This window comes from Candidatus Defluviilinea gracilis, assembly GCA_016716235.1.
In the GTDB taxonomy this organism is placed as follows: Bacteria; Chloroflexota; Anaerolineae; order Anaerolineales; family Villigracilaceae; genus Defluviilinea; species Defluviilinea gracilis.
This window is the reverse complement of the sequence record JADJWS010000002.1, coordinates 54,715-79,970: the sequence shown is the minus strand read 5'-3', so window position 1 is coordinate 79,970 and position 25,256 is coordinate 54,715. Positions and strand designations below refer to the sequence as shown.

Annotated in this window: 23 protein-coding genes; 13 read left to right on the top strand and 10 right to left on the bottom strand. The window is 54.7% G+C overall.

The genetic code is table 11. The annotated features are described in order from the left end of the window. Window positions 1–2: 2 nt before the first annotated feature. The 7 genes from IPM31_11230 (at window position 3) to IPM31_11200 (ending at window position 4,937) form a co-directional block, all read left to right on the top strand. The gene (locus tag IPM31_11230) at window positions 3–851 is read left to right on the top strand and encodes a hypothetical protein (protein ID MBK9007551.1); all 849 of its coding nucleotides are present in this window, start codon (window positions 3–5) and stop codon (window positions 849–851) included. A 135-nt stretch (window positions 852–986) separates the two neighbouring features. Then, window positions 987–1,469, top strand: a complete 483-nt coding sequence (locus tag IPM31_11225) for a hypothetical protein (GenBank protein ID MBK9007550.1) — start codon at window positions 987–989, stop codon at window positions 1,467–1,469. A gap of 6 nt (window positions 1,470–1,475) precedes the next feature. Further along, window positions 1,476–1,976, top strand: coding sequence for a hypothetical protein (locus IPM31_11220; GenBank protein ID MBK9007549.1), 501 nt, complete (start codon window positions 1,476–1,478; stop codon window positions 1,974–1,976). A 40-nt stretch (window positions 1,977–2,016) separates the two neighbouring features. Further along, window positions 2,017–2,460, top strand: a complete 444-nt coding sequence (locus tag IPM31_11215) for a MaoC family dehydratase (GenBank protein ID MBK9007548.1) — start codon at window positions 2,017–2,019, stop codon at window positions 2,458–2,460. A gap of 121 nt (window positions 2,461–2,581) precedes the next feature. Beyond that, window positions 2,582–3,466: a CoA ester lyase gene (locus IPM31_11210; GenBank protein ID MBK9007547.1), complete on the top strand. Its 885-nt coding sequence runs from the start codon at window positions 2,582–2,584 to the stop codon at window positions 3,464–3,466. Between the two features lie 21 nt (window positions 3,467–3,487). Beyond that, window positions 3,488–4,024, top strand: a complete 537-nt coding sequence (locus IPM31_11205) for a transposase (GenBank protein MBK9007546.1) — start codon at window positions 3,488–3,490, stop codon at window positions 4,022–4,024. 73 nt (window positions 4,025–4,097) lie between these two features. Beyond that, window positions 4,098–4,937 carry a DMT family transporter gene (locus tag IPM31_11200; GenBank protein ID MBK9007545.1) on the top strand — a complete coding sequence of 280 codons (840 nt, stop codon included), beginning with the start codon at window positions 4,098–4,100 and terminating at the stop codon, window positions 4,935–4,937. A 12-nt stretch (window positions 4,938–4,949) separates the two neighbouring features. Here IPM31_11200 and IPM31_11195 read toward each other — a convergent pair whose 3' ends face one another. Next, window positions 4,950–5,759 (bottom strand): hypothetical protein, encoded by an 810-nt coding sequence (locus tag IPM31_11195; protein ID MBK9007544.1) that lies wholly within the window; start codon window positions 5,757–5,759, stop codon window positions 4,950–4,952. A 98-nt stretch (window positions 5,760–5,857) separates the two neighbouring features. Here IPM31_11195 and IPM31_11190 point away from each other — a divergent pair, with 98 nt between their 5' ends. Next, window positions 5,858–6,634, top strand: a complete 777-nt coding sequence (locus tag IPM31_11190; GenBank protein MBK9007543.1) for a glucose 1-dehydrogenase — start codon at window positions 5,858–5,860, stop codon at window positions 6,632–6,634. Window positions 6,635–6,794: 160 nt separating this feature from the next. Here IPM31_11190 and IPM31_11185 read toward each other — a convergent pair whose 3' ends face one another. The 4 genes from IPM31_11185 to IPM31_11170 are packed head-to-tail and all read right to left on the bottom strand — an operon-like array spanning window position 6,795 to window position 12,116. Continuing rightward, entirely contained in the window at window positions 6,795–8,273 is a 1,479-nt protein-coding gene (locus tag IPM31_11185; protein MBK9007542.1) for a radical SAM protein, read from the bottom strand. Next, on the bottom strand, window positions 8,270–9,208 hold the full coding sequence (locus tag IPM31_11180) for a hypothetical protein (protein ID MBK9007541.1): 939 nt from the start codon (window positions 9,206–9,208) through the stop codon (window positions 8,270–8,272). Before IPM31_11180 ends, IPM31_11185 begins: the two co-directional genes overlap by 4 nt. Before the next feature lie 11 nt (window positions 9,209–9,219). Further along, window positions 9,220–10,725 (bottom strand): glycosyltransferase, encoded by a 1,506-nt coding sequence (locus IPM31_11175; GenBank protein MBK9007540.1) that lies wholly within the window; start codon window positions 10,723–10,725, stop codon window positions 9,220–9,222. Continuing rightward, a complete protein-coding gene (locus tag IPM31_11170) occupies window positions 10,722–12,116 on the bottom strand; it encodes an O-antigen ligase family protein (GenBank protein MBK9007539.1) in 1,395 nt (464 codons plus the stop codon). The genes IPM31_11175 and IPM31_11170 overlap by 4 nt, the downstream gene beginning before the upstream one ends. Window positions 12,117–12,190: 74 nt before the next feature. Here IPM31_11170 and IPM31_11165 point away from each other — a divergent pair, with 74 nt between their 5' ends. Together IPM31_11165 and IPM31_11160 are read left to right on the top strand one after the other, a co-directional pair. Further along, a complete protein-coding gene (locus tag IPM31_11165) occupies window positions 12,191–13,186 on the top strand; it encodes a glycosyltransferase family 4 protein (protein ID MBK9007538.1) in 996 nt (331 codons plus the stop codon). A 68-nt stretch (window positions 13,187–13,254) separates the two neighbouring features. Next, a complete protein-coding gene (locus tag IPM31_11160; protein MBK9007537.1) occupies window positions 13,255–14,424 on the top strand; it encodes a glycosyltransferase in 1,170 nt (389 codons plus the stop codon). A gap of 68 nt (window positions 14,425–14,492) precedes the next feature. Here IPM31_11160 and IPM31_11155 read toward each other — a convergent pair whose 3' ends face one another. From IPM31_11155 to IPM31_11135, 5 genes are all read right to left on the bottom strand, one after another. Continuing rightward, a complete protein-coding gene (locus tag IPM31_11155; protein MBK9007536.1) occupies window positions 14,493–15,317 on the bottom strand; it encodes an SDR family oxidoreductase in 825 nt (274 codons plus the stop codon). A 216-nt stretch (window positions 15,318–15,533) separates the two neighbouring features. Next, window positions 15,534–16,916 carry an FAD-binding oxidoreductase gene (locus IPM31_11150; protein ID MBK9007535.1) on the bottom strand — a complete coding sequence of 461 codons (1,383 nt, stop codon included), beginning with the start codon at window positions 16,914–16,916 and terminating at the stop codon, window positions 15,534–15,536. A 94-nt stretch (window positions 16,917–17,010) separates the two neighbouring features. Beyond that, entirely contained in the window at window positions 17,011–18,702 is a 1,692-nt protein-coding gene (locus tag IPM31_11145) for a hydantoinase B/oxoprolinase family protein (GenBank protein ID MBK9007534.1), read from the bottom strand. Window positions 18,703–18,759: 57 nt separating this feature from the next. Next, window positions 18,760–20,847 carry a hydantoinase/oxoprolinase family protein gene (locus tag IPM31_11140; protein MBK9007533.1) on the bottom strand — a complete coding sequence of 696 codons (2,088 nt, stop codon included), beginning with the start codon at window positions 20,845–20,847 and terminating at the stop codon, window positions 18,760–18,762. Window positions 20,848–20,951: 104 nt separating this feature from the next. Continuing rightward, window positions 20,952–22,577: a thiamine pyrophosphate-binding protein gene (locus IPM31_11135; GenBank protein MBK9007532.1), complete on the bottom strand. Its 1,626-nt coding sequence runs from the start codon at window positions 22,575–22,577 to the stop codon at window positions 20,952–20,954. Window positions 22,578–22,768: 191 nt separating this feature from the next. Between IPM31_11135 and IPM31_11130 the strand changes: the two genes are divergently transcribed. The 3 genes from IPM31_11130 to IPM31_11120 all read left to right on the top strand — a co-directional run bounded on the left by IPM31_11130 (window position 22,769) and on the right by IPM31_11120 (window position 25,094). Further along, window positions 22,769–23,977, top strand: coding sequence for a CoA transferase (locus IPM31_11130; GenBank protein MBK9007531.1), 1,209 nt, complete (start codon window positions 22,769–22,771; stop codon window positions 23,975–23,977). Between the two features lie 50 nt (window positions 23,978–24,027). Then, complete coding sequence (locus IPM31_11125; protein ID MBK9007530.1) at window positions 24,028–24,516, top strand: hypothetical protein; 489 nt, start codon at window positions 24,028–24,030, stop codon at window positions 24,514–24,516. Between the two features lie 155 nt (window positions 24,517–24,671). Next, window positions 24,672–25,094, top strand: coding sequence for a hypothetical protein (locus tag IPM31_11120; protein MBK9007529.1), 423 nt, complete (start codon window positions 24,672–24,674; stop codon window positions 25,092–25,094). Window positions 25,095–25,256 lie beyond the last annotated feature (162 nt).

The window sequence follows — 25,256 nt, the reverse complement described above, 5'->3', positions numbered from 1 at the left end:
TTATGGAAAAGAAAAAAATTGACCTTCGACTCATCGTTGCAAGCGCGGCGCTCCTCATCCTCCTCTACTTCGGCGCGGATAGTTTGGGAACCGCAGTGGGCATTGATTGGCGCGAGACGTATTACCCCGCCGCGCGCGCCGTGCTGGAAGGAAATAATCCATATCTTGCCGCGCCCACGTTTCGCAACCTGCCGTGGACGTTGATCCCCATGCTGCCGTTGGCGATATTTTCCGAACGCGTCAGCGGTGATTTGTATTTCATCCTCACGCTCGCGTTGTATACGTGGGTCGCCGTCCGATTGAAAGCCAGCCGCGTCGCGTTGATCGCGTTCCTTTTATCTTCGCCCGTTGTCTACGGGATGCGCATGTTGAACGTGGACGCGCTCGCGCTCGTCGGCTTCATCCTCCCGCCGCAGATCGGATTATTTTTCATCCTCATCAAACCGCAGATGGGCATCGCGATGATCCCATTTTGGATGTTCGAGACATGGCGCGCTGGCGGATGGAAATCGCTTCTTCTCGCCTTTCTGCCTGCTACCGTTGCGACGATTCTTTCTCTCCTGATTTTTGGCACCGCCTCCATCGGCAGGTCGAACGATCTTCTGCAATCCACATGGAACGCCAGCCTGTGGCCCTGGGCATTCCCCATCGGTTTCGCGTTGACCGTTCTCGCAGTCCGCAACCGACGCAAAGATCAGGCGATGGCGGCGTCGCCGTTCCTCTCGCCGTATCTCGCGTATCATTCGTGGGTCAGCGTGTTGGCAGGCTTGATGCAACGCAACCTCGAACTTGTGCTCGCCGTGATCGGCATGTGGCTGGTGGCGGTGATTCGGATTCTAGGATACGGATGAAAACAAACTTCGAGCATAATTCCAAGTCGTATAGCATTGACATCGTCCCTTCGGGCAAATCTCAGGTTTCGCGTTCCGGCGAAGTTGATCGTTACAATCCACAGAAGAAATCGAGCGGCTTTAGGAATTAGACCAATGAAACACTCAACCTGCTTAATACTTTTCTTAGTCGCAATTCAAACTCTGCTGTCATCATGCACAAACGCCAGCAACCCTCCACCGTTATCTTTCGAAGACGCTTATTTAAACCAGCAGGTTTTGCTAAGAGTTTCGAGTTATTCAAATACCTATAAAACCAGAGACCCTATAAATCTGGAACTCAAATACAATTCCGACCAGGAAATTATTTTTCCGTATGACTACAACTTGAAGATATTTGAAAGATCAGATGAAATGTGGGTTGAATTAAAAGAGAAACCAACTTATCGATTTCCCCTAAGCGATATCGTACTTTCTCCACCAATAGAAATGCCAGCGGTCCAAGTGGTTGTGTTTTTTCCTGATCTACAAAACCCCTTCAGGAAATATTATATTCGCATCTATGTAATTGGCAATATGAAAACCAATAATGGCATAAAAGAAGTCGCAGCTTATACAGAAATCACATTACAGCCATAAGTTTATATGAAACTATCTTTTGACTTTAATTCTACATCCACATCTGTTGATCTGATCCCAACAGGCAAATCCTATCGCGCCACTTTGGACGATAAAACTGTTGACGTTGAAATCATCCGCGCCGAAAACGGAAAGTTGGATTTACTCATTGACGGCAAGCGCGTCACCGCGTATGTTTCATCGGACAACGCCAAACGCTGGGTGACGGTGGGCAGGCAAACATTCGTGCTGACCAAATCGTCTGGCGCAAAGCGAAGAAGCGCGGGCGGCGATCATGCGTCAGGATTAGCCGCGCCAATGCCAGGCGTGGTGCGAAGCGTGAACGTCGTCGTGGACGAGTCGGTGACGAAAGGTCAAACGCTGATGGTGTTGGAAGCGATGAAAATGGAGATTAGAATCCAAGCGCCGATGGATGGCGTGGTGAAATCGCTGGCGGTGAAGGTTGGTCAAACGGTGGAGCGTGAGCAAGAACTGATCAATGTCGAAAGTCAAACGTCGAAGGTCTGACCTTTGACTTGTGACCTTCAACCTTCGACAAAGGAGTCTTATGGCTGGAAAATTTTTCGACGAACTCGAAGTTGGGATGAAATTCAAACACGGCGGGCGCACCGTCACCGAAATGGACAACGTGCTCTTCACCGCGTTGACGATGAACACACAGCCTCTGCACCTCAACGAGGATTTCGCCTCGAAGACCGAGTTCGGTCAGCGATTGGTGAATGGAGTGTTCACCTTCGGTCTCGTTGTTGGCTTGACCGTCGCCGATCTCACCGATGGAACCATCGTGGCAAATTTGGGATACGACAAGGTCGCGCATCCCAATCCCGTCTTTCACGGCGACACAGTCTACGCCGAAAGCGAGATCATCGAGAAGCGCGAGTCGAAATCGAGACCCGAAGTTGGCATCGTGCGAATCAAATGCTGGGGCAGGAAACCAGACGGTACAATTGTGGTCGAGTTCGAACGGACGGCGATGTTTTTGAAGAAGTAAACAGGTACACAAGTAAACAAGTAGACAAGTAGACAGGTACACAGGTAGACGCGTTACGAGTTACGAGTTACCACCTGTTTACGTGTTTCTGTGTTTACCTGTGTACCACCCAGGAGATTCCATGCACTCACGACGCGCGATACTCTACATGCCAGGCGACGACCGCCGCAAGATCCAAAAAGCGACCACGCTGGGAGTCGACTCCATTTGCATGGACATGGAAGACGGCGTGGCGGCGAACAAAAAGACCGAAGCGCGGGAGGTCATTGCAGGGGCGATGAAGGAACTGGACTTCGGCAAGTCCGAGCGGTGTATTCGCATCAACCAAATTGGTTCAGGCTTGGAGAAGCGCGACCTCGTCGCGGCGTTGGCGACAAATCCCGATACGATCGTTGTGCCGAAGATCGAAACTGCCGAACAAGTGAAATGGGTTAGCGAGCATATCGAAACCTACGAACTTTCGAGCAAGTTGAACATTGGGAGCGTCCGCTTGCTGGTGGGCGTGGAAACGGCGAAGGGAATCATGAACCTGAAAGAGATTGCCGAAGCGGATAAACGACTCGAAGCCATCATCTTCGGCGGCGAGGACTTCGCCGCATCCATTGGCGCGGTGCGGACGAAAGCCGCGACCGAGTTGCTCTACGCGCGGCAGGCGGTGGTCACGGCGTGCGCGGCGAACGATCTGCAGGCAATTGACATCGTCTTCATTGACTTCAAAGACCCCGATGGTCTGCGCCTCGAAGCCGAAGAGGGAGCGCGGTTCGGCTTCAGCGGGAAACAGATCATACACCCGAATCAGGTCGAGGCGGCGCAAGAGGCGTTCACTCCATCCAATGAAGCGATCGAGTATGCAAAGCGGATCGTCGAGTCGTTCGAGTCGAGTCAAAAAGAGGGCAAAGGCGCGTACGCGCTGGACGGCAAGATGATTGATATGCCGTTGCTGAAGAACGCGCAGAAGGTGTTGGAGCGGGCAAAGGCGGCGACGAGAACAGGAGCGCGGACTTAAGTCCGCATTCCGCATACGTATATGAAATGGTCAACCTCCCCACACCGCCCGCCGCATCTCTACTTGGACGACGCATGGTATTTCGTCACCGCATCAACGGTTGGCAAGGCGCATATTTTATCTTCCGACGCGCATTTCAATTTGTGGATCAAAACATTCAACGCATTGATCGCCGAGTTCAACGCGAAACTTATGGCATGGGTCATTCTCGCAAACCATTATCACTTCCTCTTTCTTCCGCAACACGGGCTTGATCTTGGAAAATTCATGAAGCGGCTCAATGGGAGCACGGCTTTCCAATTGAACGGACTGGATAACACACGCGGCAGAACCGTTTGGTACACCTATTGGGATACTTGCATCCGGGGCGAGCGAGATTTTTGGACACGTTTCAACTACATCCATTACAATCCTGTCAAACATGGCTATGTCCAACAGCCCGAGGGTTGGCTGTTTTCCAGTTATCGCCAACACATCAGCGACAACGGCGAAGTGTGGATGAAAGAATGCGCGCAAGAATTTCCTGTTTTGACTCTGTTTGACGACGATAATTATTAACGGAGCGCGGACTTCAGTCCGCCATTTTTTTCATATGAATAGCGGGCTGAAGTCCGCATTCCGGAGGTTTCATTTGCTTTCCATCATTTACGGCATTGCATCATCTTTATCATGGGGCGCGGGAGATTTCGCGGGCGGTCTCGCCAGCCGCAAGGTCGGCGCGTATCGCGCAGTGTTATACGCGGACTTCTTCGGCTTATTGATCGTCATCGCCGCATTGATCTTTTATCGCGAATCGTTTCCGTCTGCAAACGTTGCGCTCAACGCGTTCATCGGCGGCGCGCTCGGTTCGTGCGGCTTGCTCATCTTGTATTACAGCCTGAGCATCGGTCAGATGAGCATCGCCGCGCCGGTCTCGGCATTGTTCGCGGCGTTGCTTCCTGTCATCTTTGGCGCGTTCACGCAAGGACTGCCCAGCAAGATTCAATTTGTCGGATTCGCGCTCGCGCTCGCCGCCGTGTGGCTGATCTCGCAAGGCGACGGCGGATTCCATATCGGCAAACTCTCCGACTTGAAATTTCCGATTCTCGCGGGCGTGGGGTTTGGTTGCTACTTCATCTTCATTCACAACGCCGTCAGCGACCCCGACGCGCTGTTGTGGCCCATGATCCTCTCGCGCCTCGCAGGGACTCTTTTGGTCTTCCTCATCGTGTTGGCGCGGCGAGAATCGTTCCCCGTTCCGCGCGAGGCATGGGGAGTTGTCGGCATCAACGCCACTCTCGACCTCGGCGGCAATCTCTTTTTCATCCTTGCCAGCAAAGCGGGCAGGCTCGATATTTCCGCCATTCTCAGTTCGTTATATCCCGGCGCGACGGTCATCCTTGCGTGGCTCATCCTCAAGGAACATATTTCGCGCAACCAAGTGATTGGCATCGCGCTTGCGTTTGCGGCAATTTATTTGTTTGCGATCTAACGAACCCAATTCTCAAGGATTTTCATTTTTGTCATCATTGCACGATGACAAAAACGGGTCGCTCCCGGGAAAGACAACTACCGTGCAAGAAAGTTGATACCCATCCTCATACTCGGCAGTGACTACAAACCCTTCGGTTGAGCCAGTCGACGGCTTTTCATACAAGTGATACCCTGCGCTCAGATGATCCTCAAAACCAGCCACCCGCCGCAGCGCGTTATCTTCGTGATTCGGCGCGATCCGAATCAACCCATTCATAAAATGGACAGCTTCCACTGCGCGCGGAGGCATTCGCATGAACCATCCGCCCGCCGCGCCGAGTGTCAGAGTCACAGCCACGAGCAGGGCAATCTTCAACGCCGAAAACCTTACATAACGCGCGCGCGCATACCTTTCAGTCAGCCAGCGGAGCGTCCACGAAATGGGCAGGGCAAGCGCCGCCACCGGCACAAGGGTGAATGCCAGAGCAATGATCTTCATGCCCGTGGTCGCTTCGCTGGGTTGCAACAACGAACCAGCCAAAACGATCGAGCTTGTGGCAAGCGCGCCGTACGCCAATCCGCGCCAGGTTTCAACAGCCCAACACGTCATAAAGCCGACAATGCTCAACACCGCGCTGACAGCCAACCCATAGGATAGAAGAAAATCGAACTCAAAACCAAGCGGCAGGTCTCGATGCGTAAGCAAATCCACACCCGCAGCGGAAACGGCAAACGCGAGACCGGCAACCAATCCGAACAGAGCGCCGACCCGCGCGTGTCGCATCTTTGATTCGCGCGTGTTTTCGATTTCGCCATCCAGCGAAAGTCCAAAAGCCTTCATTCACTCTCCTGAAAATTTTTCGGTAATTCTCTCACAACTCCCGTCTTTCTTCCATCCTCAAGGTATGAGAGTAAAATCATTCGCAAGGAGTCTACAACATGGGTAAACTTTCAGGCAAGGTGGCAATGATCACAGGCGCGACATCGGGCATCGGCAAAGCCACCGCGTTATTGTTTGCGGACGAAGGCGCGGATGTCGTCATCACGGGACGCCGCGCGGAGTTGGGACAACGCGTCAGGGAGGAGATCAGCCGTAAGGGGGTCCGATGCGAATTCATCCAAGCCGATCATGCCGACGGGGAGGCTTGCTCCCACGTCGTCAGCCAGACTCTCGCCTCGTTCGGTCGCATGGACATCTTGTTCAACAACGCGGGCATCGTCACACATGGCACAGCCGAATCGATCTCGGATGACATTTGGAATGAGACGCTGGCAATCAACGTGACGGCGGTGTGGCGCATGTGCAAATTGGTCTTGCCCGTGATGAAAGCGCAAGGCGGAGGCGTGATCGTCAACTGCGGATCCGATTGGTCAGTAGTGGGAGGTAAAAACGCGTTTCCATATATCGCGAGCAAAGGCGCGGTGGGGATGATGACCAAAGCGATGGCGCTCGATTACGCGCGCGATAACATCCGCGTGAACGCAGTCTGCCCCGGCGACACGTTCGTGGATCGCTGGCTCGAGACGGAGCAATTTAATTCTTCAGACGCCGCCTATTTGGAAAATGAGATCAAGAAAGCCAGCGCCTATTTGCCGATGGGTCGCTTCGGCAAACCCGAAGAGATCGCCAAGGCGGTGTTGTTCCTGGCTTCGGATGATTCATCGTTTATGACAGGACATTTATTGTTGGTAGACGGCGGCAATACGGCGCAGTAAGGCGTTGAACAGCGATCGGCAAGACCCAGCCGCGCGCGAGAAGGCTTCGGCGATGGTTTCAAGGGATGTATCAGTGACATTGTTCATTGGTTTGCTCCTTGAAGCGGTGGTTGAGTAGCCCTCGGCTATCGCCTCGGGCTACTCAACCACCGGGCACACATCAAACAAATCTCCTCAACTGCCATTCGCTTCGCACTAATCCAAAAATATTTCTCGGCACATTCGCCAGCCCTCTCAACGATCTCTGTCTGAACGCTTTCCTCGCGCGGAACTCATAATGGACTCGTCCATGCAACACGCGGTAAAACTCCGTTGGGAACGGACCGCGATAGAGCATCTCCAAGTCTTCCGAGTCGACCCAGTTTTGTTTTTCGCCCAATTCCAATTTCACCCGCTCGAAAAATTTTGTGCCGGGCAACGGGTATGAGACCGAAATACCGATGTCATCGGGCACGCAGTCGCGCACCATCTTCAATGTTTTCCGCACATCGTCCCATGTTTCGCCGGGGTAGCCGAACTGCAAGAAGAATCCCACTTCGATGCCGTTGGCTTTCAACAACCGCGCGGCGTTGTAAATATCTTCCACGGTGTCGCCTTTGTCCATCGCGTCGAGAATTTTTTGCGAACCCGACTCCGCGCCGAGCCATGCGGTTTTGCATCCCGCCTTCGCCAGCGCGGGCGCGGTTTTTTCATTGATCAAGTCTGCGCGTTGCAAACATTTGAAGGGAATCACCGCGTCGGCTTCGTTCAACAGCGCGGCAAACTTTTCGATCCACCTCGGCTTCAATCCCAAAATATCATCCGCGAACCAGATGTGATCGGGCGCGAAAGTTTCCTTGATCCATTTCATCTCGGCAACCACATTTTCAGGCGAGCGCGAGTTGTAACGCTGTCCCCAGATCGGTTTGGCGCACCAGTTACAGTGATACGGACAGCCGCGCGTGGTGACCATGTTCATTGAAAAATATCCGTGATGTTGCAACCAGAGGCTTCGATATTTTTCGATGTCCACCAAATCCCAGGCGGGGAAGGGTAACGAGTCGAGGTTGGTGATGTCGGGACGGCGGGGATTGGAGAGGATTGGAGAATTGGAGAATTGGGGAAATGGAGACTGGAGATTGGAGACTGGAGATTCGTACGCAAGACCGAGAATGGATTCAAGCCCCGCATCTCTCTTCCCCTTCGACAAGCTCAGGGCGGCGCCTTCAAGCTGATTCAGCAACTCAAGCAGGGTCTCCTCCCCTTCGCCGAGGATGCAGTAGTCTGCGCCGTGTTCGAGGTAGTCTTTGAAATGATCGGTCGCGTCGGCGCCGCAGAGGATGACGACGCATCCGCGCGATTTTGCCATGTGGATCATGTTGAACGCGGCTTCGCGCATTCTGAGCAAACACATCTTGGAAAGATAGTTGAAATTATCTTCGTAGATGATGGCGTAGCGCGGCTTATGTTCATCCAGTGACTTTGCCCACTCCTCTTCCGAGTCTGCCAGCATGGCATCGAACAACGCGATATCGTATCCGTGCTGACGGAGCCAACTCGCGGCGTACAACGTCCCTAGTGGCGGATAGGGTTGCATGGCTTCCCATAGTTTGGGGTCGAAACGCAGGTAGTAGGATTGACCGAGGAGGATTTGGGTCATACCACCCTCACCCCTATCCCCTCTCCCAAAGGGAGAGGGGAACTGTCGCCCAATTTACCGAGTTTCTGCAAAAATATTTCGTGTGTCCATTTTCTGTGATGGTGGAAATTTCCCTGACAGACCTCGGCGGTGAAGATGGTCTCTTCGCCGAAGCCGGGTTGATGGGAGAAGCGCGCGATCTTGCGGGTCATTTCCCATGATTCGAAGTAGTCTCCGAGTTTGCCGCGCAGGGGAAATTGAAGAAAACGCTTAATCGTAGTAGCGACTCCGCGAAGCGCCCCTCTGGGGTCAGTCGCTGTTTTGGCACGACTACCGCAAAGTGAACTTTGCGGTACGAATTCCGTAACCCAAGAGTTGACGTCCATGACTTCCTGATACACATCCATCCCTGAAATGGGAATCATTTGAACCAACTCGCGGGCAGAATATAGATCATGCAGATGCCATTCGAGCGCGGATTCGGAGACGATGAGGTTCGGGCAAATGGTGTGACCGAATGGACGCACGAGTCGGTTGAACAACAAAGCGAAGGCGCGCGCTGTCCACACACGACCTTTGGCGGTGACGAGCATGTAATCGAAGTCCGCATTTTTAGAAATGTTCAAGACGGCGAGAGAGCCTGTCAACGCGACCATGCGGACGAAGGGCAGAGAGCCGAGGATGCGTCCGTAGCGCAGGGCAATCGGCAACAACTTTCGTGAACGTGTCTCGCGTGCTTTGCGAGTATCAACAATTTCATCGCGTCCTGCAAGAAAATGAAATCCGTCTTGTTGTTCAACTTGTCCGCGCATTGAATCTAAAGCGACAGACAATTCCTCCGCGTTTGCGCGAATGGGAAGATAGCGATGCAACTCGTCGAAGCGTAAGGGATAGGCGAAGATGTCCGAGTAGGTGAGCGCTTCGAGGATGGCGAGGGAGAGGGAAGCGGAGGGCATGAGAAATGTCGCTAGGGTGAATCAGTTAGAAGTCGCGGAGGGAAGCGTCTTTGAATCGCTTGAAGGATCGTCAGACCGGAGTTGAAGAAGAGTCCAGCCGCGAAGATCGCCGCGTACAACGCGATCAGCCAGTTGGAATTTTGCCACGCGAGCCAGACCGTGCCAAGATTAAACAGGGCGAGGAGGATTTCAAAAACGACAAGCCGATCTACGTTGACGTAGTAGCGACGAGATTCCCATTTTTGCGCGCGCGCGGTGATGCCGTATTTCGGCGTCCGCTCGAACGCGCCGCGGCGACCCGCCCACACTTGCAGTGCGGCTCGCAATGTGTTGAGCATCAGCCCCGCGCCGAGCGCGGCAAGCGTGACGATGTAAGGCAGAATTGCGAACCAACGTTTGTGAAGCGACTTTTGCGCGACCGCCACCAACGCGATCGGCGCGAGCGCGGTGAAGTTGAAAACGACGGCGATGCCGAACAAACTGATCAAGCCCGGATATCTTTCTGAAATCGCAACGACGAGCGGATATAAAAACACGCACATGAACAACAACAAATGAATCAAATAGCCCGTGAGATGCAGGCTCGCTTGAATCTTTCGCGCGAGGGTTGCATCCGATTTCCAAATGACGGGGATATAACGAATCGCGCAATCGAATCCGCCGTGCGCCCAACGATGTTGCTGGCGGCGAAACGCGGTGAAACTCACGGGCAATTCAGACGGCACTTCGACCTCGCCCGCATAGCGCGCGCGCCATCCGCGCAAGTACGCGCGATACGAAAGATCGAGGTCTTCGGTGAGAGTCTCGGCTTTCCATCCGCCCGAGTCAATGATCGCCGTTTTGCGCCACACGCCCGCCGTGCCGTTGAAGTTAAACCACAAACCGAGTTGCGAACGCGCAAGTTGCTCCACCGCAAAATGCGCGTCAAGCGAAAGCGATTGCAAAAAAGTCAACAGAGAATAACCGCCATTCAAATGTCCCCACCGCGCTTGCACGAACGCGATGTTATCTTCATCGAAGTATGGAAGAATCTTTTTGAGAAAATCAGGCTTGGGAACAAAGTCCGCGTCGAAGATGGCGATGAATTCTCCCTGCGCGGTTTGCAACCCGTCAGCCAACGCGCCTGCTTTGAATCCGACACGTTCTGTTCGATGCAGATGGTGGATGTTTATCCCTTGCGCTTTGATTCGATCCACGGTTCGCGCGACGAGTGAAACTGTCTCGTCTGTGGAATCATCCAACACCTGGATTTCGAATCGGCTGCGCGGATAGTCGAGCGCGGCGGCGGATTCGATCAACCGCTCGGCGACGTACAACTCGTTGTAGATCGGCAATTGAATCGTGACGAACGGCACTGACTCTGTGTTTAGCGGCAAAGGTTTGGAGGCGAGCGCGTCGCGTTTCTTCCACGCGTGATAAGAAAGATATAAAAAGTTCAAGCCGTAGATGAACAGGGTGGTGACGACGAGGAAGTAAATCACGGTGACGGGGATGAAGAGGGTATCGAGGGAGGTCATGATGATTTGATTTCACCCTCACCCCTAACCCCTCTCCCTAAGGGAGAGGGGGACTCTATGGATACCGCAATCAATCCCCAGGCGAGCCATTGCCAGATTCGGCCGGGGGTGGAAAACCATGTGTAGTAATCGAAGAAGCCGACGATGGTGACGGCGAGGAGTATTCCCATCGCGCCGATCACGTGCGGATTTTTGCGCGCCTCCACGTTCCGTGAAAATGCGACCCAGGGAAGAATCATCAACAGGAAGTAGAAGATCGCGCCGAACATGCCGGTCTCCAAGCCGACGGTCAGCAAGACAAAATGAGGCGGCTGGTAATTGAAGGTTTCGGGGAGTTGAGGAATTTCCTCTCGAAGCGCGAGCGGCGAAGCGGACACGCCGACTCCGGTCAACGGGTGTTGGGAAAAAATATGATTGGCGGATGCGATGAGGAATATCCGCTCTTGCACCGCGCCGCGCTCAGAGCGGACCGTCTCGAACGAACTCCCCGCATTGAAGCGCGCGCCGAAGTAACTGGAATTCCGCGCGATGAATGGAAGTAAAACAATTATCGTGCAAACGAAAAGCAACGCAAGAGATTTGATGAATCCCCATCCGCGCGCCCTCGCTTCAAACCAGACGATGAAGATTGATCCCGCCGCGAAAGCCAGCCACGCGGATCGGGAGAAAGTCATCAACAACGCGAGGCTTATCAAAACAAAAACAGAGCCGAGAAGTAGAGAATTTTTTCTGTTGCCACGAAGATAGACGGTCAACAGGACGAGGAGGCTGAAGGCGAGGCACCCGCCCAAAATGTTGGGATGATCGGAGAGTCCGTAGGCGCGGAGGATGCGGGTCGCCCCATCCGAAATGATGGACACGCCGGACCAGGTTGGATCGAGCAGATATTCGCCGAGAACTTGTAACCCGACCGAACGTTGCAGAATAGATTGAGGAATCGCAACCGCCGTTTGCAACATGCTTTGCAGTCCCACCGCGAAGGCGACGTTGAAAATCGAAATTTGTTCGTTGACAATGAAAAGATAAAAGAGAAATAACAGGCACAAACGGACAGAGTGATAAAGGGAGAGAGAGCCGTCCACGCTTGAGGCAGATGAAATCAGGGCAGAGGCGGTCAGCCCTGCGAGCGGAATCCACACGAGCGGCGGCCCGAATCGCAACGGCTTGGGATCGAATCGCTTTGCGAATCCCCAGGCGATCAACATAACAAGCAACGCGATATCGGGCAGAAAGAGGAGGAAGTCGGTGTAATCGCTGTAGATCGCATGACTCGGCCGCGACTGCAACATCATTCGCAAGCGAACGGGGGCAAGTATGAGCGTTACATAAAACGCGCTTCGCGCAAGGTTCTTTGTCCAATGTGACGCGGGGTATGGGGATGCGAGGACCATTTTCGGAAGGCTTATTATAATGATGAATTAGACGCCCATGTCTGAATATATCTTCCTCACACAAACGGACTATCATGCCGCGTGACATCGTGGTCAACGGACGGTTCCTCGCGCGGCGCGTGACGGGAAATGAACGATACGGGCGCGAGATCCTGCGTCGCTTTAAGAATGAACATCGAGTTGAGCAGACTCGCGCGCAAGGAATTTTGGGTCATGCGTGGGAACAGTTCATCCTGCCGACAAAGTTGAAGCGCGATTCGATTTTATGGTCGCCCGCAAATTCGGGACCGCTTGCGATTCAGAATCAAGCATTGACGATCCACGACCTGAGTCCGCTTGAACATTCCGAATGGTTTACGAGAGGTTATTCGGCTTGGTATCGTTTGTTTTTGCCGAGGCTCGCCAAACGAGTCCGCGTTATTTTCACGCCTTCGGAGTATGTAAAGCAAAAGGTAATAAGGCGGTTCGGGGTTGAGAATGTGATCGTCACGCCGAACGGAGTAGATACGTCTGTATTTCGACCCGAAACAAAACATGGTGTAATTGATTTCCCAAAAAAGTATGTTTTGTTCGTCGGTTCGCTTCAACCGCGCAAGAATCTTGAAGGGTTGATGAGGGCATGGCATCAAGTCAAAGATAAGTTTGCGGATACCTGGCTGGTCGTTGCAGGGGATTCGGGACACGTGTTTCGTTCGGTAAAATTCTTTGCGGATGAGCGAATCCGCTTTTTGAATTATGTTTCAGAGGAGGAATTGTCCGCTTTATACGTCAACGCGGAGTTGTTCGTACTCCCATCCTTTGACGAAGGTTTCGGCTTGCCCGCGCTCGAGGCGATGGCGTGCGGGACACCGGTCATTGTTTCGGATGGCGGCGCATTGCCAGAAACAGTCGGCGAGGCGGGACTCGTTTTCCATTTAGAGGAGCCTGATAACCTTGCACAGACAATGGAGAAATGTTTGAGCGACGAGAGTCTACGCAAGTCGCTTTTTGAAAATGGATTGGCGCGAGCGAAAGATTTCTCATGGCAGAATACAGCAGATTTGATCTGGAGAACCTTGAATGAACTCTAACCTCTGCTGGAAACTTGCTTGTGGCGACAAAGATTCTTCGCCGCCGCTTCGCGGCTCCTCAGAATGACATGATCCCGACTTTTTCTACACCGCGCATCGCCTTTGTTCTTGATACGCTCCCCTCCATCGGCGGCGGGGAGAAGGTGTTGTTTGCCGCGTTGGAGGCGTATCCACGCGCGGATATTTTCACGCTGATCTACAACCGAAAAGTGTTTGTCAATTCGCCGATTGCGAATCGCAAAGTAAATACTTCGTGGCTCGATTCGCTTCCGTTCGCACACACGCATCACCGTTACTTGCTTCCGCTCATGCCTTCCGCGATTGAGCAAATCAATTTGAGCGGCTATGACACCATTGTTTCATTTCACTACGCGGTGGCGAACGGAGCGCGGACTCCTCATGGAGCGCATCACGTTTCGTACACGCACACGCCCTTGCGCTACGCATGGACGAACATCAACATCAACGGAAAACACACGCGCCGCAATTTCCTCCTCGACCGATACATGCGATCCTTCCGCGCGTGGGATAGACGAGCCGCGTCGCGCGTCCATGCGATGGCGACGAATTCGCACACCGTCCGCGAGCGGATTCGGGAGGCGTATCAACTCGAAGCGAAGGTAATCCATCCGCCCGTCGAGGTGACGCGGTTTCGTCCCAGCCTGAAACGCGAAAATTATTTCATCACCGTCACGCGCCTCGTCCCGCACAAGCGAGTCGACTTGCTTGTGCGGGCGTTCAATCAATTGAATCTTCCGCTCGTCATCGTCGGCGATGGACCCGAACAGCCGCGTTTGAAAGCGATGGCAAATTCGAATATTCGATTGCTGGGATTTCAGTCGGATGAAAAAGTTGCCGAATTGCTGGGCAACGCGCGCGCCTTCGTCTGCGCGGCGGAGGAGGATTTCGGCATCGCCATCGTGGAGGCGCAGGCGGCGGGATGTCCCGTCATTGCATATGGCGCGGGCGGCGCGTTGGAAACGGTGGAGGAGGGAGTCACGGGTTTGTTTTTTGCGGAGCAGACCGAAGCGAGTTTGATCGAGACATTCCATCGGTTTGAAAAAATAAATCAAACGTTCGACGCGCGGGAAATAAAAAAACGCGCCGAGCGATTCAACAAGGCGCGTTTTTTGGATGAGTTTCGAGAATTCGTTTCGGGTGAACCAAAGAGAGTGTTTCTTAAAGGCGTGGAAAAAAACCTCAGCCACAGAGAACACCGAGTTCACAGAGATTTTTAAGGGGTTTTCTCAGAGTTCTCTGTGCGCTCTCCCGAAAGGCATCGGGACGATGTGTGGCAAAGAAAGAGTTAAGAAGCAGTTGCTAAGCGGCTTGTGATACCCGACACATCAATTTGCGCGTCCACCGCGGGCGACCTCAACTGCGCTTCCATGCCGCCATCCACCACCAAGCGTTGACCGGTGATGTACGCGGCGTCATCAGAGGCAAGAAACACGGCGGCAGAGGCGATGTCGGCTGGCGCTCCCGCTTTACCGAAGGGAATCGTCCGCGCGGCGGCTTCGGGACCGGTCGCGCCGCCGAGGGCGTTATCTACGGTGATGTTGCCCGGCACCACCACGTTGACGCGAATCTTCCACGGGGCGAGGTCCATTGCCATTGCGCGTGTGGCGGCTTCGATCCCGCCTTTCGTTGTGTCGTACGCCATGAGTTGACGATGCGCGCGCAACCCGCCGCCCGAACTCATGTTGATGATCGCGCCGCCCGCCGATTTTCCTTCGGGGTTTTGCTTCACGAAGATCCGTCCGGCGCGTTGACTGCACAGGAACATGCCGGTGAGATTGATCTCCAACGCGCGAGTCCATGCGGCTTGGGTCAACTCGAGAAAATTTTTGTTGGAATCGGGATGATGCACGAGCGCGGCGTTGTTGACGAGGATATCCAGCCTGCCGTATTGCACGATCACTTTCTTGAATAGATCGTCCACCTGTTCGGCGTTCGACACGTCGCATAACACGTATGACGCGTTGAGTTGACTCGCAAGCGCCTTCGATTTTTCTTCGTTGAGGTCGGCGATGACGACCTTCGCGCCTTCTTCTGAAAATCGCGCGCTGATCGCGGCTCCGATTCCCTGCGCCCCGCCGGTGATGACGGCAATTTTGTTTTGTAGTTTCATGGTGAATTCCTTTCAAAGATATGTCGTTGCAAGGGCGGTGAACTTTCGCCCGAAGCAATCTCCTCGCCAAAGAGGAGAGGCGTCCCTTTTTTTGGGGGGTTTTCCCCCCCCCCCCCCCCCCCCCCCCTCTTTGCTAACTATCTCCGTCCTGAGCGGAGTGAGGAGCGCAAGTTGCGACGAACGAAGTCGAGGGACGCTCCGCTCAGCGCGGAGACTCTATATCTGTCCCGAAGCGCCCCATTGTTTCATTAATTCTTGATAACGCGGGTCGTCGTATCGGCTGAACAAAAACGCGGGGGCATAACTGGGCAACTCAACGCCAATGATGTGTTTCGCCAGCAAATCAGACGCGCCGCATGCGACTTGCATCCCGAACCCGCCGAAGCCGCCGATGATGTACGCGCCATCCATTGGCAACGGTCCGATCAGCGGACGATTCTCCGGCGTGCGGGCGTAGTAGCCTCCGTCGATGAACGGCTTGGGGAGTTGGTTGAAATATTTCGACAAGCCGGGGATCACCCGCGCCATGCCGCGCAACACCACCTCGGGCAATTGCGGGTCGAGCGGAATGGGATAGACCGGCTCTTCCAACGCTTCATCGTGATACGCCCACTGCAACAAGACCGTGTTCCCATCGCCTTCGGGTCGGCTGTGCACGCCCGCTGGAAAATCCTTCGTCAACCAGCGCGTCTCTTCATCTTCTGCAAGCGCGGCGCGTTCCTCGTCTGACCACATCAACGTGACCGGGTCGTTCCAGATGAACAAGCCCATATCGCGCGGCACAACACGATACGAATCGTTGAACATCATCTTGAGGTGCGGCTCGCACAGGATGGGCAAGTCCACGCCGATCATTTTGCCAACCGATCTTTGCAACGGTCCCGCCGCGATGACAAAATTCCGAGTGGAGATAACCTGCTCGCCATCATTTGCCGCCACCTTCACGGACTTAATTCGATTGCCCTCCACATCCACACTTTCCACTTTCCCTTTGACGAGTTTGACGCCCCGCTCCAACGCTTTTTCCAACATGTACATGCCGAACTGTTGCGCCGCGAACCATCCGCACCTCCGCGCGTGGACGAGCGCCAACGCATTTTCAGTCACATACGGGAATTGCTTGCGGATCAACGACCGGTCGAGAAACAAGTCGGCTCCTGTGGGGGCATCGAACAAGCCATGCTCGCTCACTGGGATATATTTCGGATCATCGCTGGAGTTGCGATACACACGCAGATCGCCCGCGCCGAGACTGGTGATCTCCTCCGCGTTGGCGATCATTGCCTCGACGCCGCTTGGGTCGCCAGTGGCGTATAAATATCCACGCCTGTGCATCGCCAAGCGACTCGGCGCTTCGCGGTGCAACCCTTCCATAATGTCGATACTGCGGTTCATCAGCCGCACCATGTCGTCACCGGGACCGGGCCACCAGTTGCGATACGACTCTGATGATTTGTCGCTGGTGAGAGTCAGCGGCGGCAGCGGATCAACGATGACGATGTTTTTCGCGTCATGTTTCACCGCGAGTTGATAAGCCGCTGAAATTCCAGCGATCCCCGCTCCGCAGATGACGATGTCGGCTGTGTTGCTATTTGTCATAAATTTTTGCTCCGTTACAAAAACATCCGCGCGCGATACGCCCTCACCCTAACCCTCCCCTGGGAGGGACTCCCCCCCTGGAAGGGCGGGGAGATCACATCCTCTTTCTTCTTTCCTCTTTCGTCCCCTCCTCATCCACCTTCCCCTCCACGATCACCACGCCATATTTTTCTCGCGCGGCATCGAGAGAGACATATCCCTGCTTCACATCCTCCAGCACGGAGGCGGGATCGCGCTCGAGGGGCGAATAAAAGCCGCCACCGCCGGGCAGACGTAACGTCACGGTTTGACCCGGCTGGAGGGTGTAGCGACTCTTCGGATGCGGGCGATAGCCGTCCGAACGAATCACTTCGCCCGGTGTGCCATCCAGCCCGCCATGGAAACCTCGCGCGGAAAACTTCGTGCGATCATACATGCACGAATGAGTCGCGGGTTTGCCGGTCAACACTTCGAGGATCATTTCCTGCCCCAAGCCGCCGCGAAATTTTCCCGCGCCGCCGGTGTCGGCGAGCAGTTCGCGTTTATGCATGCGAATCGGCGCGACCGACTCGATCACCTCGGCAGGCACGCCGGTGATGCCGCTGGGAAAGGCGGTGGCAGACAACCCGTCGCGATACGGACGCGCGCCCATGCCGCCCGCCGAAAAATAAATGTAGGCGAACACGTCGTGCGAATCTTTTAACTCGCCCTCGAACATCGTGTTCCATAAACCTGCTGAACCATCGGCAATCACATGAATTGGAATCGGATTCGAAAGCGCGTGCAGGATCGGCTGTGAGACGAAATGCCCAATGAGATGACGCGCGCTCACGGGCGCGGGTCGGCGGCAATTGAGGATCGAACCTTCGGGCGCGATGACTCGAATCGGACGAAACGCGCCTTCGTTGTTCGGAATATCGGGCGCGACCGCGCACATCAACGTGTAGGTGGAATAGGCGTGCGTGTAATTCATCACCACATTGATGCCGCGCCGAATCTGCGGCGACGTGCCGTCGAAATCCACGACGATATCGCGGTCGTTGACTGTGACCTTGCAGTGAATCGTCACGGGATCGTCGAAGCCGTCAATCGTCACCGCGCTTTGGTAGATGCCGTTCGGAATTTTTTCGATCGCGTCGCGCAATCCTTTTTCGGTGCGATCCAGAATCAACTCTGAAAGTTCGGCAAGCGATTCGAGTTTGTATTCGTCCATCATCTCGATCAACTTGCGGCTCCCCACCATGTTGCCCGCTTGCTGGGCATAAATATCTCCGATCACTTCATCTGGCACGCGCACGTTGGCGCGGATGATGTCGAACAGATCTTTGTTGGGCTCGCCCGCTTTGAACAACTTCATCAACGGGATGAACAAACCCTCTTCGAATAATTCCGTCGCGTCACCGCCCATCGTCAAGCCGCCGATGTCCATGGCGTGACACGTGCTGGCAAACCAGCCGATGCCTTTGCCTTTGTAAAACACAGGCGAGACAATCGTCTGGTCGAACAAATGTCCCGACGCCGCCCACGGATCATTCGTGATGATCGTGTCGCCAGGCTGAAGTGTTTCAATTGGAAATTGCTTCACCACGTGATCGCGCACGCAATTCGCCATCGTGTTGATGTGCCCAGGCGTGCCCGTCACCGCTTGCGCGAGCATGCGTCCTTGCGCGTCGAACACGCCCGCCGAAAGATCGCCCGCTTCGCGCACCAACGTGGTGAACGACGAATGGATCAACGCCGCCGCCTGTTCGTTGACGATGGAAAGCAATCGCTTCCATAACACTTCGAGCAAAATTGAATCAATCATGTTTGCACCTGTAACGCGAGATTTATCTCGCGCATCACTGGCGACATAAATGTCGCGTTACCGAGTCAACACCAAACAACCATTCACATCCACGCGCGCGGACCAATTCGGCAAAACAATTGTGGTGGACTCTGCTTCTTCGATGATCGCGGGACCGTTCGCTTTGAACGAAGATGAAAGCGACTCGCGCCGATAGACGGGAGTCAATGCCGCGCCATTATCGGGATTGAAAACCACGTTCCGACTCCCATACGGCTGGTTCGCCCTCTGCGACTCTTCTCCCACTTTCAGCGCCCGCCCTTCGATCTCCAACGCGGGACCCGACACCACCACGCGCCAATTCACCGCCTGGATCGGAACACCCTCGCACAACACGCCATAGAAACGCATGTACTCTTCTTCAAAACGTTTTTCGAGCATGGACAACGTTTGCGCGTTGATCTCATTCCCCTCGAACTCCACGCGGATCTCATACCCCTGCCGCAGATAACGCATGTCCACACTGCGAGTCACGTGAATATCTTCCGCCGCGACTCCCGCGTTCATCACGATTCCCCGCCCCTCGGATTCGAGGTCGCGCAAAATCTTCATCAACAGATTCGCGTCCACCTGATCGATGCGCGTGAGATAACTGCGCGTGAAATCGAACGAGATCGGCGCAAGCAAAAATCCGAACGCTGAACCGACTCCCGCAATGGGAGGGACGATCACTGTGCGGACGTTCAACCGCTCCGCCACCCCGCTCGCATGGACAGGACCCGCGCCGCCCGTCGTCACCATCGCGTACTTTTGAATGTCCAAGCCCCGCTCCGCCGCATGGACGCGCGCCGCCGCCGCCATGTTTTCATTCACGAGTTGATGAATCCCCCACGCGGCTTTTGTGATTGAAATATCCAGTTCCTTTGCCAAACTTTCGAAGGCTTTCTCGGCGGCTGAGGCGTCGAGTCGAATCGAACCGTTCGCAAAATAATCCGCGTTGAGGTAGCCGATGAGCAAGTCGGCATCCGTCACGGTGGGATTCAAACCTCCGCGGGCGTAGCAGGCTGGACCGGGAGTCGAACCGGCGCTTTCAGGTCCAACCGCAGGCAAGCCGAGATTGTTCACATGCGCCACACTCCCTCCGCCCGCGCCGATCTCGATCATCTCGATCATCGGCACAAGCAGGGGAAGTCCACTGCCACGTTTGAAGCGATGCACGTGCGCCACCTCAGAAACCGACGTGATGCTCAATTCGGATTTATGCGTGAGGATGGCTTTCGCGGTTGTGCCGCCCATGTCGAAGGCGAAGATGTCGTTGAAGCCGTTTTGTTTGCCCCAATACACGCCCGCCAACGCGCCGCCCGAGGGACCCGACTCGACAAGGCGGATCGGAAAGCGCGTGGCGGTTTCGATGTCGGTTGTGCCGCCGCTGGAGAGCATCACATTGAGCGGAGCGTTTAACCCCGCCTGCGCCAAACCCGATTGAATACGTTCGAGATAATTCGACGTGATGGGTTGCACGTACGCATTCGCCACCGTTGTTGATGTCCGTTGATATTCGCGCATGGCAGGCGAGACTTGATGCGAGATGGAGATCGAAGCGTTCGGCATTTCATCGCGCACAATTTCGTACACGTCGAGTTCGTGGCGCGGATTGGTGAACGCGTGAAGCAGACAAATTGCCACCGACTCGATTCCCTCCGCATTCAACTGTTTGCACAACTCAGCCACCGCGTTCGCGTCGAGCGGATGCAACACCTCCCCGTTTGCCGCCATCCGTTCATGGATGCCGAAGCGCAGACGACGTTCCACCAGCGGCGGTGGTTTGACCAGACCCAGATCGTAAATGTCGTAGCGACCTTCGTTGCCAATCTCGAGCGCGTCGCGGAATCCTTCGGTGGCGATCAACGCCGTGTGCGCGCCTTTCCTTTCGATGAGCGTGTTGGTGACGAGTGTCGTTCCATGAATGACTTGTCGAACAGAGGCAGGGTCAATGTTGTGATCTTTCAACAACTGAGTCACTCCGCTCAACACCGCCTGCGATGGGTCGGGATACGTGGTGAGCACTTTGCCGACAGCGATGTGATTCGATTCGGTATCGAATAAAACAATGTCGGTGAATGTGCCGCCAATGTCAACGGCGAGGAGGTGGGAGGGGTTGGGCATGGAATTCCTTTTGCATGTCACCCTGAGCGACAGCGAAGGGTCTCCGAGATGATCGTGGAGATTCTTCGCCGCAAAGAGCAAGAGCGCGGCTCAGAATGACAGTTCTATTTTCTATACCCTTTCGGGTCTATCATCATTTCCAACAGCGCGGGTTTGCGCGAGGCGACGGCGGTTTGTATGGCAACATCACATTCATCTCTATTCGTCACGCGCGCGTATGCAAAATTGTATCCGCGCGCGATGAATTCGTAATTCGGGTTGACGAACTCGGTGCCGAAGACTTGCAGATCGCGTTTCGTTTGCGCGAAGCGGATCAGGTCGAGCGCGGAGTCGTTCATCACGACCACGATCAACGGCAGGTCGAGTTCCACAGCCAGCGCGAGTTCGCCCAACACCATCGCCAAGCCCGCGTCGCCGGTGATGCACACCGTTGGCTCACGCGTCACGCGCGCGGCGGCAATTGCGGCGGCGACTCCGAATCCCATCACGGAGAGTCCGTTCGAGACGAAAAATGTATTCGGTCGCAACGCCTTCCAATTCAGCGACGTGAAAATTTTATGCGAGCCCACGTCGGTGGTGACGATCACTTCGGGCGGAGTGTGATGGCGGATGGAGGACAACACGTCAGCGGGGAAAATTCTATTCGGAGCAGGATGCCTCCCTGAGCGGAGCGAGCGATCGTCGAGCGAAGTCGAAGGGTCAGCCTGCGGATGATGCGCTTCTCTCCACGTGGACATCTGCTTCTCACCCCACGCATCATCCACGCGGACGGTGGAGTCGAGCAAGGCATCCAGCAATGCGTTGAGATCGCCAACCAGCTCACACGCCGTATCGATGCACGGATCGTCGTTCTCCCAATTGGAAACCCAGATCGTCGGCTGTGGTTGCTTCCACGGTTTGACGAGTTCAACCACATCAAAACCAATCGCGATGATGCAATCGGATGCGTCGAGAATTTCATACGCGGGATCGTTCATCGTGAGACCCAACGTGCCGGCAAACAAAGGATGATCTGCAGGCAACGCGCCTTTGCTTTTCGGCAGGTCGATCACCGGCGCATGAAGTTTTTCGGCAAGCGCGCGGAGTTGCGGATACGGTTGATCAGGCTCCAAGCCCAAGCCCGCCACGATGACCGGGCGGCGACATGAAGAAAGAATTTCTTTGGCTTTGGCAATTTTGTTTTCATCCACCGAGTTGACCGATGATGACGGCGTTGGGAGCGAGATCGAATCAACTTGTTGATTCGCTAATGCCGCAGGGATGCTCAAATGCGCGGGACCCGGCCTGCCTGAGCGCAACAGTTCGAGCGCGCGCGTGAGGGCAGCATCCGCGTTTTCGGGCGTGAGCGACGATGTGAATTTTGTTACGGGGCGGAAGACGGCTTGCAAGTCCAGCGCTTGATGCGTGTGCAAACCAGCGAGCTTCGGGTCGGATTGCGCGGTGAGCAAAAGGACAGGCGCGCGATCGAGAAAAGCGTGCGCGATGCCGGCGTAGACGTTCGTCGCGCCGGGACCCAGCGTGGTGAGCGCGACTCCGATCCCGCCGGTGAGCCGCGCATGCGTATCTGCCATGAACACCGCGCTGGATTCGTTCCGCGCGAGCACAAAGTCCATGCCGCGTTTGCGCAGGGCATCCAACACCTCCACGTTTTCACCGCCGGGCAGACCGAAGACCACATCCACTTTTGCTTCGGATAATTTCTGGGCGATGAGTTCGGAGAGGGTCAGCATGGTGGGATTATACATGCCAGATATGTCGTTGCGAAGATTCCGCGCTGAGCGGAGCGTCCTTCGACTGCGTTCGTCGCAACGAACGCTCCTCACTCCGCTCAGGACGGAAATATTTCCGACAAGAAGCGCAGTCGAAGCGTGTGTGATAAAGTAAAATTGTTCGAATAACAAATAGAAGAAAGTGAAATTCCATGCACCCTCTTCAAAACATTCGCATTCTCGATATCACCCGCGCGCTGGCGGGACCGTATTGCACGATGATGCTCGGCGACCTGGGAGCAGACGTCATCAAGATCGAACGTCCCGGCATGGGCGATGAAACGCGTGGGTGGGGACCTCCGTTCGTTGGCGAGCCATACGGGAATTATCCCGGCGAGTCGGCGTACTTCCTCGCGGCGAACCGAAACAAACGGAGCGTGACCGTCAACATCCAATCGAAGGATGGGCAGGAGATCGTCCGCAAACTGGCGGGCATGTCGGATGCGTTGGTGGAAAATTATCGCACGGGCGATCTCGATAAACTCGGCTTGGGCTATACCGATCTGCACAGCGTGAATCCGAAATTGATCTACTGCTCGGTGAGTGGCTACGGCCGCACGGGTCCGTACGCAGACCGCCCGGGGTACGACGCGGTCATCCAGGGCGAGGGCGGCATGATGAGCATCACCGGTCCCGTAGACGGACCTCCCTCGCGCGTCGGCATCCCGATCACCGACATCACGTCGGGCATGTTCGCCGCGGCAGCCATCCTTGCCGCGTTGCGCGCGCGCGATCTCACGGGCGAAGGTCAACACGTGGATATTTCGCTGTTCGATTCGCATCTCGCATTGCTCACCAACGTCGCGTCCAATTATTTGGTCGGAGGCAATCCGCCGCGCCGCCTCGGTAACGCGCATCCGAATCTTGTCCCGTACGATTCGTTTCGCGCCCGCGATGGCTGGTTCATTTTGGGCGTCGCCAACGAAAAGCAATGGGGTTTGTTGTGCGACGCACTCGTCCGCGCCGACTTGAAAGCCGACGAGCGATTCGCGTCGAACGGCAAGCGCGTGACGAACCGCGCCGCGCTCGTGGATGAACTCAACAACACGTTCGCGCAAAAAAATGTGGACGACTGGCTCACGGACTTGGTGAAAGCGGGACTCCCCTGCGGACGCATCAACTCGATCCCCGAAGTCTTCGCGCATCCGCAGACTCAAGCCCGCGACATGATTCTGGAAACCGAACACGCCTCTGCCGGGACGGTGAAACTGCCCGGCTTCCCGTATAAATTTTCCGCCACCCCGGCAGAAATCCAAAAGCCGCCGCCGACGCTGGGTCAACACACGGAGGAGGTGTTGACGGGGTTGTTGGGTTATTCGCGCGAGGTTGTGGAGGAGGTGAGGGATAAAGGGGCGATATAATACGAGAGTCTTATGGAAAGTTTCTAAGCAATACATGGTTAGGTCGCAATATGGAAGTAATCACACAACACTCACTAAACCGCGCCACAGACGAAGCCGTGCGACTTTGGGCACTTGCCAGCGCGCAGTACCCAACGCAACATCAGCTAATTCTTAACGTGGTAGCAGCATCAGTCATTGAGACAGCGAGTAGCTTTGCCTTAAACGCGCGTCGAGCCATGGAAATACTGCCCAGAAAAGACAAGTTTCCTCTCGTTCAGCCTCGTTGGAACTGGGAACCTTCGGTACGTGGCGAAATGGTGCGAGATCTCTGGGATGCCTTAAATCGAATTATCCACGCAAAAAAGCTTCAGGTCGGTTTTGAGAAGCTTCCGTCGAAATTATCAGTAATTGAAGACGGAGCCATGGTAGTCCCATATATTCAGGTTGCTACTGATCGAAAGGAACTCGCGTTTATTGATTCGTTCGCGTTGGCTCACGCTTATCTTTACGGCGCCTATTCAAATCTCGTGGCGGCGGCGAAACACAACGATAGTTAGTGTACATTAAAAGACATAGCAGACATCTGAGGTATGGGAGACCGCTCAATTTATAAGCGCTTTTCTGACTTCGAGTTTCCTCTGCTCTCAAAAAGAATGCATACCCACTCTAACACCAGTAACTCTCACCGTTAAAGTAGCAGAGAGATTTCCTCATGACTGAATCCTCAATCACAAACTACATCACCCAAACCTTCCCCAACGTCGAAACAACCACAAACCTCGGCTACACCTTCTTTTTCTATCGCGAGGAGCGTATCCACGCGTTTGCAACCATCGCGTCCACAGGCAATGAGTATGAGCAGGTATCAAAACTCGACCGCCCGGGCGTTTATCGTTTGAACATCGGCGTGAGCCGCGAGACATTCAAGTATATGTTTGGAGCGGACAAGGTCAACGTCAGCGACTACGACTTCACCGTGTTAGATACCCTCCTGCCCCATCCCGATTATTCCGCGCAGTTTTTCATCTGCGTCCTTTCGCCGAGCGATGAAACGTTTGAGAAAGTCCGCCCGTTGCTTGCGGAAGCGTATGAGATCGCGGTTCGGAAATTCAACAGAAGGAGCAAACAAGTTTAGGCTATCTTGCGAAACCTGGCTACTCAGAAACAGGCAATCGCATCCCATGCGCAGGGTATGGCGAAGCAAGCGTGTAAAGAGCACCTTTTCCGTGGAGAACACGGGGAGCCTTCGAAAAAATCTCAGAAAAGTAACAATAAAGATGAATATGTGCTACCATTG